The following is a 12,459-nucleotide window of genomic DNA, read 5'->3' as shown; positions in this document are numbered from 1 at the left end:
GACGTCACCCCCTCCCCCGGCGTCCGGGCCCAGGCCGGCCCCCCCGGGCCCCCGGCGGCCCCCCCCCCCCCCCCCCCCGGCGGCCCCCCCCCCCCCCCCCCCCCGGCCCCCGCCACGACCGAACAGGTCGCCTGACGCCGCGCCTTCCGGTCGTGGCGGGGGTCTGCTTCCGCCGCGACGGCGCGTAACCCCCGCTGCCGTGCCCGGCGGTGCCGAACGGGCCTGAGGCGTGCGGGGCACCGCCGGTCACGGCGTAGGGGCTGGGCGCCGCGGCGGGTTCGCAGGTGCGTGCACCCGCTCCCGGTGGGCCGTCGTGCCTTCGGCCGGGGCCGGAGATCTGTTCCGCCGCCGCGGTGAATAACCCCCGGCGGGCTGTCCGGCGGTGCCGAGCGGGCCTGAGGCGTGCGGGGCGCTGCCCGCTCGCCCGGCCCGCGCGTCGTTCGAGGGCGCCGCACTGTCCGTCAGGACAGGGCGCGAACCCCCGCCCGTACGGGACAAGCGAATTCGACTCATCCGTCCCAGCCGTCCGCAATGTCACCCCCAGGGGACGGCCCGCCTCCCCACCCGTGACCACGGGCCGCCGCCGCCGTTGACCCGGCCAGACCAGTCCTCATGCAAGCGGGGCTGCCGAAGGCCGTACGACGATCCCACCCGGAGCGCCGGCGGGCCCGGACCGGCCGACGGCGGAATCCGCGGGGTGCCGGACGGGGCTGCCGACCGCCGTCCGCGCGGGCCGTCCCGGCCCTTCCGACCGGCGGCCGTCTCTCGGCGCGATTCCGCGCTGTGACGGCGGGAGACGGCCGCCACACCTTCGTGAGGGACACCGACGCCGAGGTGAGGGAACCCGCATGGGCCTGCTGCGCAAGATCCGTGACACCGGACGGGTGGCGGAGGACGCCCCGCCCCGCCCGGCGGGGAACCCGCCGCCCGGCGCCGCGGAGCTGGCCGGTTCGGCCCACGTGCGCTGCATCGACGCGGGTTCCTGCAACGGCTGCGAGATCGAGATCGCGCAGGCCTTCGGACCGGTGTACGACGCCGAGCGCTACGGCGCCCGCCTCGTGGCCTCGCCCCGCCACGCCGACGTGGCCCTCGTGACGGGCCCGGTCACCCGCAACATGGCCGAGCCGCTGCGCCGCACCGTCGCCGCGATGCCCCGCCCCCGCCTAGTGGTGGCCGTCGGCAACTGCGCGATCGACTGCGGCGAGTTCGCCGGCGGCCACGGCGTGGAGGGCGCGGTGGCCGACATCGTCCCCGTCGACCTGCGGGTGCCGGGGTGCCCGCCGGAGCCGGAGCGGATCGTGGCGGCGCTGCGCGTCGTGACGGGCCGGTGAGCGCGTACGGCTGCAGGAGACCCGCGGCCGGCGGCGGGCCGATAGGCCCCCGCACCCGCCCCCGCACCCGCCCCCGCGTCCGCGCCGCCGCCCCCGCGGGGCGCACCGCATGAGCCCAGCCGAGTCCGCGACCGTCGTGGCCACGGGTCTCGCCGGTGCCGGGGTGCTGGCCGGGATGCTCCTGCCCACCCGCCCCCGGGTGGTGACCGTGGGGCTGTGCACGGCGGGGCTGGGCGGCGCCGGACTGGCGGGCGGGATCGCGGCGCTGGGCGGCACCTCCTGGTCCGCGTACCTGCCCGGCCTGCTGCCGCTGGCCGGGCTGCACCTGGCCGTCGACGCCCTCTCGGGCCTGTTCATGGCCGTCGCGGGCGCCGTGGTCCTCGCGGTCTCCGTCTACGGGATCGGCTACGCCTCCGGGCGCGGCCCGCGCGGGACGGCGTCGCGCGGGGTGCAGTCGTCCCTGCCGGTCTTCGCCCTGACCCTGGTCCTCGTCCCGGCGGCCGCCTCGGTCTCGTCCTTCCTGCTGCTGTGGGAGGGGATGGCGGTCACGTCGCTGGTCCTGGTCCTGGCCGAGCAGCGCGACCGCCCGGCCGTCCGCGAGGCCGGCGTGTGGTACGCGGTGATGACGCACGTCGGCCTCGTCCTGCTGCTGGCGGGGCTCGCGCTGTTCGCCGCGGGGGCGGGCGGCGAGACGTTCGCGCAGCTGCGCGCGGGGGCGGCCGGGATGTCGCCGGGCGCGCGCGGCGCGGTCTTCGTCCTGGTCGCCGCCGCGTTCGCGTCGAAGGCGGGCATGGTGCCCCTGCACCCGTGGCTGCCGAGGGCGCACCCCGAGGCGCCGAGCAACGTCTCGGCGCTGATGAGCACGGCGATGGTGAACCTGGGCGCGTACGGCATCATCCGCGTGGACTTCGAACTGCTGGGCGGCGGCCCGGGCTGGGGGTGGCTGCTGGTCCTCTCGACGGGCGCCCTGTCGGCCGTCTACGGCATCCTGCAGGCGGCCATGGCCTCCGACCTCAAGCGCCTGCTCGCCTACTCGACCTCGGAGAACCTGGGCCTGGTGCTCATCGGCGTGGGCGCGGCGGGCCTGTTCTCCTCCTCGGGCTATCCGGTCCCCGCCGCCCTCGCCCTGGCCGCGGCCCTGCTGCACGTCACCAACCACGCCGTCTTCAAGGCCCTGCTGTTCTGCGCGGCCGGCTCCGTCGTGCGGGCCACGGGGCTGCGCGACCTCGACCGGCTGGGCGGCCTGCGCGCCAGGATGCCGGCCACGGCGTGCTTCTTCGCGGTGTCCTCGCTGGCCGCGGTCGCGCTGCCGCCGGGCAACGGCTTCCTCAGCGAGTGGCTGCTGCTGCAGTCCCTGATCCAGGGCATGGCCGTGCCCGGGGTGTCCACGGCCATCGTGCTGCCGCTCGCCGTGGCGGTCATCGCCCTGTCGGCGGGGCTGGCGGCCGCGGTGTTCGTCAAGGCCCTGGGCGTCGGCTTCTTCGCCCGCCCGCGCAGCGGAGGTGCCGCGTCGGCGGAGGAGAGCCCGCCGCTGATGCACCTGGGCATGGGCCTGCTCGCCATCGGCTGCACGGCCCTTGCCCTCGTCCCCGGCACGCTGGGCAGCAGCCTGTCACGGGCCGTCGCCGCCGCGGGGCTCCACGACGGCCGGCCCCTGGCGGGCGGCGGCCTGGAGCTGCGGCTGGACCGGGCCGCCGCCTCCCTGTCCCCCCTGTGGGTGACGGCGGCCCTGCTCGGGGGGGTCGTCGCCGCGGCCGCCCTCATCCGTCTGACGGCCCGTCGCGGGCGCCGTACGAACGCGCGGCTGTGGGACTGCGGGGGCGGCGCCCCCACGCCCCGCATGTCGTACACCGCGACCTCCTTCGCCGAGCCCCTGCAACGGGTCTTCGGCGACGTCCTCGACCCCGAGCAGGACGTGAACGTCACCCCGGTGCGCGAATCCGCCTACCTCGTGGAACGCGTGCGCTTCCGGCGCAGCGTCCGCGACCGGATCGAACACCGCCTCTACCGCCCGGTCCTGGCCGCTGCCCTGGCCGTGGGCCGGGCCGCGCGCCGGCTGGCCCCCGGCAGCGTGCACCGCTACCTCGGCTACGGGTTCTTCGGTCTCGTCGCTCTCCTGCTGGCCCTGGCGGTCGGCTGGTGAGCGCCACCTCGCACGGGGAGACGCCGTGAACGGCACCATGACCGCCACCGGAACGGCCGCGGTGACCGCCCAGGTCGCCATGGTCGTCGCCGGGGCACCCCTGCTCACCGGGCTGATGCGGCAGGTACGGGCGCTGATGGAGGGGCGGGCCGGGCCCGGCGTCACCCAGCCCTGGCGCGACCTGCGCAAGCTGCTGCGCAAGGAGGCCGTCACCCCCGCGGGCACCGGCCCGGCCTTCCGCACGGCGCCGCTGCTGCTGGTCGCCACCATGGCCGTCGTCGCCGCGCTCGTCCCGCTGGCCTCGACCGCCACCCCCGTCAGCGGCGGCGCCGACCTCATCCTCGTCGTGGCGCTGCTCGGACTCGGCACGGTCACCCTGGCCCTCGCCGGGCTGGACACGGGCACCGCCTTCGGCGGGATGGGCGCCTCCCGCGGGATGACCGTGGCCGCGCTCGTCGAACCGACGATCCTCCTCGCGGTGTTCGCCCTGTCGATACCGACGGGGTCGACGAACCTGTCCGCCATCATCGCCGGCGGCATCCACGACCCGGTCCGCCTGGTCTCCCCGGCGGGCCTGCTCGCCACCGCCGCCCTGGCCGTCGCCGTCCTCGCCGAGACCGGCCGGCTCCCGGTGGACAACCCCGCCACCCATCTGGAACTGACGATGGTCCACGAGGCGATGGTGCTGGAGTACGCCGGACCCGACCTCGCCCTGGTCGAACTCGGCTCCCAGATGCGGCTGACCGTCCTGCTGGGCCTGCTCGCCTCGCTGTCCGCCCCCTGGGGCATCGCCACGACCGCCTCCCCGGCGGCCCTCGTCCTCGCCCTCGTCCTGCTCGCGCTGAAGGTCGCCCTGCTGGGCGCGGCCCTCGCCGCGGCCGAGGTGTTCTGGGCCAAGCTGCGGCTCTTCCGCGTGCCCGAGCTGCTGGCCGGATCCTTCCTGCTGGCGCTCCTCGCGGTGACCGCCTCGTACTTCCTCACGGGAGAGTGAGTGAGGGACACATGACCGACAGCGTCTACACCCAGCTGCTCGACCTGGCGTGCGGCGCGTTCCTGCTCGCGGCCGTCGTCGTCCTGTGGCTGCGGCAACTGACCTCGATCGTCCGCGTTTTCGCCCTCCAGGGCGTGGCCCTGGCCGCCGTCGCCGCCCTGCTCGGCCTGCACGAGGACCGCCCCGGCCTGCTCGCCGTCGCCGCCGGCATCGGCCTGCTGCGGGCCGGCGTCCTGCCGCGCCTGCTGCTCCGCGCCCTGAGCGCCGGCACGCCCCGGCGGCCCTACCCCCACTACCAGGAGGACGTCAGCGAGACGCGCGAGACGCGGCCCCTGGTCAACGTCGCCGCCTCCCTGCTGAGCGCCGCTCTCCTCACCCTCCTCGCCTACGCCGTGTCCCGGCCGCTGGTCGCCCTGCACCCCACGCCGGCGACGCGCGCCCTGCCCGTCGGGCTCGCCGTCGTCCTCATCGGCTTCTTCACCCTGGTCACGCGCCGCCGCGCGCCGGTCCAGGTGGTCGGCTTCCTGCTGCTGGACAACGGCATCACCGTCACCGCCTTCCTCGCCGCCTCCGGAGTCCCCCTGATCGTCGAACTCGGCGTGTCCTTCGACCTGCTCCTCGCCGTTCTCGTCCTGCAGATCCTCACCACCCGGATGCGGGTCGCCTTCGGCGGCACCGGCATCGACGACCTGCGGGAGCTACGCGACTGATGACGCACGCCACCACCGCACTGCTGCTGACCGCCCCCATCGCGGTACCGCTCGCCACCTCCGCCGCGTACGCCGCCTCCGGCCTGCGCGGCGCGAAGGCGCGCGCCGGGGTCGCCGCCCTCGCGCACCGGACGCCGCGTCAGCGCGGCGCCGCGGCGCCCGTGGCCACCCTCGTCCTCCGGCCGGGCAGCCGGCCGGACGAGCCCGTGCGCCACGGGGGCCCGGCGGGCGCGGACGGCTCCGCCCGCCCCGGCCCGGGATCCGCCACGTCCACCGTGCCCGGCGCCCGCCCGGCCGCGCCTCCGGGGCCGGACGGCCCGTCCTTCCCGGGTGCGGGGTCCGCGGGGCCGGCCCGGCCCGGCGGGGAATCCGCCGCGCCTGCGGCGCCCGGCAGGGGAGCCGAAGCGTCCTCTCTCCCGGGCTCGGTAACGGCTTGGTCCGGTACGGGCCCGGACGGGTCCGCTCCCTGCGGGCCGGGTACGGCCATGTCCGCCCGGCCGGGTACGGAATCCGCGGCGCCCCCGGGGTCCGGCGCCGGACCCGGCGGGCCCACCCGGCCGGGCCCGGGATCCTCCGCCCCTCCCTGGCCCGGTGCGCAATCCTCCCCCTGGCCCGGTACGGAATCCGCCGTGCCACCGGCTCCCGGCAGGCGGCCCGGCGCGCCCGCCCGCCCCGCTGCCGAGCCCTCCGCGCCCCCGCGTCCCTGCGACGCGCCCCGCGGCGCACGCCCCGCGGCGGCCGGAGCCGTGCCGCGGCCGCTCACCGGGCGGCTGGGGCTCGTCTCGCCGTTCGCGATCCTCACGTGCGGGGCCGTGCTCGCCTGCACGGTCCCCGACGACGGGCCCGTCACCGCCTACGGGCGGCTGCTGCGGGCCGACGCGCTGACCGTGTGGATGCTGCTCACCGTCGGCGCGGTCGCCTGCCTCGCGTGCGCCGCCAACCCGGCCCACCTCGCCCACGAGCGCACCGACCTCCCCGCGACCCGCCGCTACCACCTGCTGATCCACGCCTTCCTCGCCGCCATGAGCGCCGCGGTCCTCGCCGCCAACCTCGGCGTCCTGTGGGTGGCCATCGAGGCCACCACCGTCGTCACCGCGTTCCTCGTCGGCCACCGGCGCACCCGCGCCTCGGTCGAAGCCGCCTGGAAGTACGTGGTGATCTGCTCGGCGGGCATCGCCCTGGCCTTCCTCGGCACCGTGCTCGTCTACTACGCGGCCCGCCAGGCCGGCATCCCCGAGGCGTACGCCCTGGACTGGCAGACCCTCGCCGCCCGCGCGGACCGGCTCGACCCTTCGGTCGTCCGCCTGGCGACCGGCCTGGTCGTCCTCGGCTTCGGGGCCAAGGCCGGCCTCGCGCCCCTGCACGCCTGGCTGCCCGACGCCCACAGCCAGGCCCCCGCGCCGGTCTCCGCCCTGATGTCCGGGGTCCTGCTCGCGGTGGCCTTCGCGGGCCTCCTGCGCTACAAGGTCATCGCGGACGAGGCCCTCGGCGCCGGCTTCACCCGTAGCCTGCTCGCCGGCGTCGCCCTGGTCACCCTCGCGCTCGCGGCGGCCCTCCTGCTGGCCCAGCGCGACTGCAAGCGCATGCTGGCCTACTCCAGCATGGAGCACATGAGCCTGATCGCCCTCGGCACCGCCGTGGGCAGCCCGCTCGCCCTCTCCGCCGTCCTGCTGCACATGACCGGCCACGGCCTCGCCAAGACCGTCGCGTTCTGCGCCTCCGGCCACATCGCGCGGCTGTGCGGAACCACCCGGATCGGCAGGATCCGGGGACTGCTCGCCCACTCGCCCTGCCTCGGCACCGCCTTCGCCGCGGCCGTGGTCGCCCTCCTCGGGTTCCCGCCGTTCGGCCTGTTCGCCTCCGAACTGGGCATCGTGCGGGCCGGCTTCCTCTCCGGCCCCCGCTGGGCCCTGGCCGCCGCGCTCGTCCTGATGCTCGTCGCCTTCGGCGCCCTGGCCGCGCGCACCTCCCGCATGCTCCTGGGCCCGCCGCCCGGCGAGGACGACGAGGAGGAACCCGTACCGCTCGGCGCCGACGCCGCGGCCCCCCTCGTCGCCGGGCTGGCCGCCTGCGCGGCCCTCGGCGTCACGACCGGCCCCCTCACCGCCCTGCTGACCGAGGCCGGCGAGATCATCGGAGGCCACTGAGCATGCAACCGGGCACCGCACACCGCACCGTCACCGACATCGGCCCCGCCGACCTGCCCGGCAGAGCCGCCGACCTGCTCGGCGGCGGCCACCGCCTCGCCCTCGTCGCCGCCCACCACGACAGCGCCGACGAACCCGGCGGCCGGGCCGTCCGCGTCGTCTACCTCTTCGTGGCCGGCCCGCCCGACACCCGCACCGAGCTCCACGTCCGCCTCGACCCCAAGGCCCCCGAACTCCCCACCCTCGCCCACCTCTCCTTTCCCGCCGGCCGCTTCGAGCGCGAGATGCGCGACCTGCACGGCATCGTGCCGCTGGACCACCCGCTCCCGCACCGCCTCGTGCGCCACTTCCACTGGCCGCGCGGCTGGTACCCCATGCACCCCGACGCCGGGCCGCCCCCGCCCTTCGCCGAACCCGAAGGCCCCTACCCCTTCCCGGAGGTCGAGGGGGAGGGCGTCTACGAGATCCCCGTCGGCCCCGTCCACGCGGGCATCATCGAACCCGGCCACTTCCGCTTCTCCGTCGTCGGCGAGACGATCATCAAGCTCAAGGCCCGCCTGTGGTTCGTCCACAAGGGCATCGAGAAGCTCTTCGAGGGCCGCACCCCCGAGCAGGGCCTGCCGCTCGCCGAGCGCATCAGCGGCGACACCGCCGTCGGCCACGCCCTCGCCTACTGCCTCGCCGTGGAGGAGGCCACCGGCGCGCACGTCCCCGTGGACGCGCGCCGCGCCCGCGCGCTCCTGCTCGAACTCGAACGCCTCCACAACCACGTCGCCGACCTCGGAGCCCTCTGCAACGACGTCGGCCACGGCGTGCTGAGCGCCCGCGCCCAGCACGTCCGCGAGCGCCTGCTGCGCCTCAACCACGAGGTCACCGGCCACCGGCTGCTGCGCGGCGGCGTCGTGCCCGGCGGCTCCGAACTGCAGGCCGTGCCCGGCCCGGCCCGGCTCGCGGAACTGGGCCGGGAGATCCGCGACATCGTCACGCTCGCCCTCGCCCACAGCACCGTGCGCGACCGCTTCACCGGCACCGCCCGCCTCGACGTCACCGCGGCCCGCGACCTCGGCTGCCTCGGCTACGTCGCCCGGGCCAGCGGCCTGTCCGCCGACGCCCGGGCGAGCCACCCCTTCCACGAGCACACCGGGGCCTTCACCGTCCCCGTCCACACCACCGGCGACGTCCTGGCCCGCTTCCTCGTCCGGGCCGAGGAGATCGAGACCTCCCTCGCCATGGCCGAGCGGCTCGCGGCCGGCCTCACGGCGGGCCGGACGACCGGGACCTCGCTCGCCTGGCCGCCGCTGTTCGCCCGCAGCACCCGCCGCGCGGGCGTCGGCATCGTGGAGGGCTGGCGCGGCACCATCACCACGCGGGTCGAACTCGGGGCCGGCGACGCGCTCACGCGCGTCAAGACCGTCGACCCGTCCTTCTTCAACTGGCCCGCCCTGCCCGTGGCCCTGGCGGACACGATCGTCCCCGACTTCCCCCTGGCCAACAAGAGCTTCAACCTCTCGTACGCGGGGAACGACCTCTGACCCGCCCCCGCTAGCCGGTGTCGACGCCGTGGGCGCGCGCCAGACGCAGGGCGTCCTCCAGTTCGTCCGCCGCCACGGCGGTCTCGTAGGCGTCCCCGGCCGACTCGGCCTCCTCGAGGGCCTTCCGGGCCTGCCGTACGCGCTGCTGCATGGCCTCGGCGAATTCGCTCACGGCGGCCCCCGGCGCAATGGGCATGAACAGGAGATTCCTTGAAGTCTAGAGCCGATCGGCCCCGGTGACGCCCACGGGGCGACTCCGACTTCCCGGTCGTGCGCCGCCGGTCCGGCCTTCCCCGCACCCCCCGCCGGCCTGCTCCGATATCCGTTTGGCCGCCGCCGAAACGATGGGTAGGGTGCTGGCCAATGCTCGTGCGTAGCGCAGAGGCGGACGCGCCGGCCTGGCAGGTCGGAGGACGCCGGTTCGAATCCGGCCGTACGAGCAGGCTCAAGACTGTGAACGAGGCGGGGCCGGGGGCTCCGTGACGGGGGCGGGGACGACGCGGACGTGGGCGGCACCACCGGCACCACCGGTACGACGGACATCACCGGCACCGGAGACCTCACCGAGGACGAACTCGCGGCCTTCGACCGCACCGTCGCCCTGCTGAGGCGACTGCCCCTCGACGACCCGGCGCGGCTGCGCGCCGAGCAGGTCGCCTCGTCCTTCGTGCGCGACGGACGGCACCGCCGCCGCAAGGCCCGCCGCGAGGAACAGGCCGCGGCGGACGCCCTGGTGGTCGCCGCAACGGCGACGGGCGCCCTCGCCCGCCGCGAGGACGCACCGCTGGACGCCCCCGGTTCGGCAGGCACGTACAGCCGCTCGCGCCGCTGCTACGTCTGCAAGTCTCCCTACCGGCAGGCCGACGCCTTCTACCACCTGCTCTGTCCCGGCTGCGCCGCAGGCAACGCCGAGCGGCGGGGCCTGCGCACCGACCTGACGGGCCGCCGGGTCCTGCTCACCGGCGGCCGGGTCAAGATCGGCTTCCAGCTCGCCCTGATGATGCTGCGCGACGGCGCGGAGCTGCTGGTCACCAGCCGTTTCCCGCGCGACACCGTCCGCCGCTTCCACGCGGCCGAGGGCAGCGAGGCATGGCGGGACCGGCTCACCGTGATCGGCATCGACCTGCGCGACCCCCGCCAGGTGCTCGGCCTGTGCGAGCGGCTGAGGGGCGAGGGCCGGCCGCTGGACATCCTGGTCAACAACGCCGCGCAGACGATCCGCCGCCCGCCCGAGGCGTACGCGCCGCTGGCGGCGGGGGAGTCGCAGCCGCTGCCCGCCGGCGGCCCGGCGGGGACGGCGCTGTGGCAGGCGCCCGGCTTCCGGACGCCGTACGCGCTGGAGGGGGCCGGGGACGGTGCGGGCGCCTCGGCCGCGCTCGGTCTCGTCCTGCCGGCCGCTGCGGAGGTGGACGAGGCCGGGCTGGTGCCGGACCGCTCCGCCGCCAACTCCTGGTCCGTGCGGCTCGGCGAGCTGGACCCGGCCGAACTGCTGGAGACGCAGCTGGTCAACGCCCTCGCGCCCACGCTCCTGTGCGACCGGCTGCTGCCGCTCCTGCTCGCCTCGCCCCACCCGCGGCGCTACGTGGTCAACGTGACGGCGGTCGAGGGCCGTTTCGCCGTGCGCAACAAGACGGCCGGCCACCCGCACACCAACATGGCCAAGGCGGCGCTGAACATGCTCACCCGCACCAGCAGCCGGGAACTCGCCGCCCGCGGCGTCCACATGTGCAGCGTCGACACCGGCTGGGTCACGGACGAGAACCCGGCGCCGAAGAAGGAGTGGATGGCCGCGCACGGCTTCCGCACCCCGCTGGACATCGTGGACGGCGCGGCCCGGGTCTACGACCCGATCGTGCGCGGCGAGGCGGGGGACCCGGTCTCGGGCGTCCACCTCAAGGACTACCGGGCCGCCGACTGGTGACGGGGCCGCGCCGCGGGAGCGGGGCGGCCCGGGGCGGAGCCGCCGGTCAGGCCGCGCCCTCGACGCCCCAGCCCGGCACCTGGAAGCGCGCGGTGATGGCCGAGCTGTCGACCTCCTCGCCGCAGCACCGGCAGACGACGGCCGGGTCGAGATCGGCGCCGCAGGAGTGCTCGAAGACGGTCGGCGGCAGATCCGCCAGGTGACGGTCGCCCCAGCTCATCAGCATGATGAGGACCGGCCGCAGGTCGTGCCCGGCTTCCGTGGGGCAGTACTCGAAGCGCGCGGGCCGTTCGCTGTAGGGAACCTTCTCCAGCACTCCCGCCTCCACCAGCCGGCGCAGCCGGGAGGCCAGGATGTCGCGCGGGGCCCCGGTGTTGCGGGCGATCGCGTCGAAGCGCCGGACTCCGAAGAAGACCTCACGCAGCACCAGCAGGGAGTACTTCTCGCCGACCACACCGAGCGCGTCGGCGATCGAACAGGGGCGCGGCTTCGTCATGCGCTCCATCGTAGAGCAGCAGGATTTGCTTCCCCAACCCTTGCGGTCACGTGCATCCATTTTCCCAACCGACCCGGCCGCCTCAGGGGTGCGCCGCCTCGACCGGGCGGGCCGGCAGCAGGGGGCCGGGCCAGGGGCACGAGCGTGATCGTAGGCTGTATCGCCCATGCTTCCGCCATGCCGCGGCCCTGCGCTTCGCGCCGGGACCCCGCCCGCGCCCCGAGGAGATCCCGTGCACGACCTCACCCACGGCGACGTCGAACAGGCCGCCGCCCGCATCGCCGGACGCACCCGTCCCGTCGCCGTCGCTCCGGCCGGCCCCGGCGTCCCCGGCCGGGTGTGGTTCGCGCTGGAGTTCCTGCAGCACACCGGCTCCTTCAAGGCGCGCGGCGCCTGGAACTTCCTCGCCGCCCACCGCGAGGCCGGCACCCTGCCCCGGGCCGGGGTCACCATCGCCTCCGGCGGCAACGCCGGACTGGCCTGCGCCTGGGCCGCGCAGCAGCAGGGGGTGCCCGCCACCGTCTTCCTGCCCGAGAACGCCCCGCAGGTGAAGACCGACCGGCTGCGCGGCTACGGCGCCGACGTCCGCCTCGTCGGCTCCGAGTACGCCGAAGCACTCGCGGCCTGCGAGGAGTTCGCGCGCACCGCGGGCGCCCTCGCCAGCCACGCCTACGACCACCCGCTGATCGCCGCGGGCGCCGGCACCCTCCTGGAGGAGCTGCGCGAGCGAGTCCCCGGCCTGGACACGGTCGTCGTCGCCGTGGGCGGAGGAGGCCTCTTCGCCGGCGTCGCCACGGCCGCCCGGCACCACGGCATCCGCACCGTCGCGGTCGAGCCCGAGGGCAGCCGGGCCCTGCACGCCGCCCTGGAGGCCGGGCGCGTCGTCGACGTCACTGTCGACTCCGTCGCGGCGGACGCCCTCGGGGCCCGCCGCGTCTCGGAGGCGGCCCTGGCCGCGGCCCGCCACAAGGACGTCACCTCCGTCCTCGTGCCCGACGAGGCCATCGTCGGCGCGCGGCAGTCACTGTGGGACGGGCACCGCGTCGTGGTCGAGCCCGCAGGGGCCACCGCGCTCGCCGCCGTGACGGGCCCCGGCGGCCCCTACGTGCCCGCGGAGGACGAGACCGTCGCCGTCGTCCTCTGTGGCGCCAACACCGACCCCGGCGACCTGGTGCGCCGCCGCTGACG

Annotated in this window: 10 protein-coding genes and 1 tRNA gene; 9 read left to right on the top strand and 2 right to left on the bottom strand. The window is 76.3% G+C overall.

The features are described from left to right. The first annotated feature begins 848 nt into the window (after positions 1–848). The 6 genes from NQU55_RS12490 (at position 849) to NQU55_RS12465 (ending at position 8,854) form a co-directional block, all read left to right on the top strand. Complete coding sequence (locus NQU55_RS12490) at positions 849–1,331, top strand: NADH-quinone oxidoreductase subunit B family protein (protein WP_168096692.1); 483 nt, start codon at positions 849–851, stop codon at positions 1,329–1,331. A gap of 109 nt (positions 1,332–1,440) precedes the next feature. Beyond that, entirely contained in the window at positions 1,441–3,474 is a 2,034-nt protein-coding gene (locus NQU55_RS12485; RefSeq protein WP_256790527.1) for a proton-conducting transporter transmembrane domain-containing protein, read from the top strand. Positions 3,475–3,499: 25 nt separating this feature from the next. After that, positions 3,500–4,465 carry a respiratory chain complex I subunit 1 family protein gene (locus NQU55_RS12480; RefSeq protein WP_256790525.1) on the top strand — a complete coding sequence of 322 codons (966 nt, stop codon included), beginning with the start codon at positions 3,500–3,502 and terminating at the stop codon, positions 4,463–4,465. Between the two features lie 11 nt (positions 4,466–4,476). Beyond that, positions 4,477–5,175: a hypothetical protein gene (locus NQU55_RS12475; RefSeq protein WP_168093996.1), complete on the top strand. Its 699-nt coding sequence runs from the start codon at positions 4,477–4,479 to the stop codon at positions 5,173–5,175. Further along, positions 5,175–7,322, top strand: a complete 2,148-nt coding sequence (locus tag NQU55_RS12470; RefSeq protein ID WP_240976520.1) for a proton-conducting transporter transmembrane domain-containing protein — start codon at positions 5,175–5,177, stop codon at positions 7,320–7,322. Before NQU55_RS12475 ends, NQU55_RS12470 begins: the two co-directional genes overlap by 1 nt. A 2-nt stretch (positions 7,323–7,324) precedes the next feature. Next, on the top strand, positions 7,325–8,854 hold the full coding sequence (locus NQU55_RS12465; RefSeq protein ID WP_168093995.1) for a hydrogenase large subunit: 1,530 nt from the start codon (positions 7,325–7,327) through the stop codon (positions 8,852–8,854). A gap of 10 nt (positions 8,855–8,864) precedes the next feature. Here the strand turns inward: NQU55_RS12465 and NQU55_RS12460 are convergent, their stop codons facing one another. Further along, complete coding sequence (locus NQU55_RS12460) at positions 8,865–9,050, bottom strand: hypothetical protein (protein ID WP_168093990.1); 186 nt, start codon at positions 9,048–9,050, stop codon at positions 8,865–8,867. Positions 9,051–9,221: 171 nt separating this feature from the next. Between NQU55_RS12460 and NQU55_RS12455 the strand changes: the two genes are divergently transcribed. Together NQU55_RS12455 and NQU55_RS12450 are read left to right on the top strand one after the other, a co-directional pair. Continuing rightward, positions 9,222–9,294 (top strand) — tRNA-Ala (locus tag NQU55_RS12455). A gap of 65 nt (positions 9,295–9,359) precedes the next feature. Beyond that, a complete protein-coding gene (locus NQU55_RS12450; RefSeq protein ID WP_372504698.1) occupies positions 9,360–10,775 on the top strand; it encodes an SDR family NAD(P)-dependent oxidoreductase in 1,416 nt (471 codons plus the stop codon). A gap of 46 nt (positions 10,776–10,821) precedes the next feature. Here NQU55_RS12450 and NQU55_RS12445 read toward each other — a convergent pair whose 3' ends face one another. Then, a complete protein-coding gene (locus NQU55_RS12445) occupies positions 10,822–11,271 on the bottom strand; it encodes a winged helix-turn-helix transcriptional regulator (RefSeq protein ID WP_168093994.1) in 450 nt (149 codons plus the stop codon). Positions 11,272–11,503: 232 nt separating this feature from the next. On the opposite strand from NQU55_RS12445, the gene NQU55_RS12440 reads away from it, so the two are divergent. Further along, a complete protein-coding gene (locus NQU55_RS12440; RefSeq protein ID WP_256790524.1) occupies positions 11,504–12,457 on the top strand; it encodes a threonine/serine dehydratase in 954 nt (317 codons plus the stop codon). Positions 12,458–12,459: the final 2 nt, after the last annotated feature.

The organism is Streptomyces telluris (assembly GCF_024519335.1).
GTDB lineage: Bacteria > Actinomycetota > Actinomycetes > Streptomycetales > Streptomycetaceae > Streptomyces > Streptomyces telluris.
Note: the sequence above shows the minus strand (reverse complement) of the source record. Positions and strands in the feature narration are given on the sequence as shown.

Coding starts and splice junctions, on each gene's coding strand:
- NQU55_RS12460 (WP_168093990.1), bottom strand. CDS start 9,050: ATGCCCATTGCGCCGGGGGCCGCCGTGAGCGAATTCGCCGAGGCCATG.
- NQU55_RS12485 (WP_256790527.1), top strand. CDS start 1,441: ATGAGCCCAGCCGAGTCCGCGACCGTCGTGGCCACGGGTCTCGCCGGT.
- NQU55_RS12470 (WP_240976520.1), top strand. CDS start 5,175: ATGACGCACGCCACCACCGCACTGCTGCTGACCGCCCCCATCGCGGTA.
- NQU55_RS12465 (WP_168093995.1), top strand. CDS start 7,325: ATGCAACCGGGCACCGCACACCGCACCGTCACCGACATCGGCCCCGCC.
- NQU55_RS12490 (WP_168096692.1), top strand. CDS start 849: ATGGGCCTGCTGCGCAAGATCCGTGACACCGGACGGGTGGCGGAGGAC.
- NQU55_RS12445 (WP_168093994.1), bottom strand. CDS start 11,271: ATGACGAAGCCGCGCCCCTGTTCGATCGCCGACGCGCTCGGTGTGGTC.
- NQU55_RS12475 (WP_168093996.1), top strand. CDS start 4,477: ATGACCGACAGCGTCTACACCCAGCTGCTCGACCTGGCGTGCGGCGCG.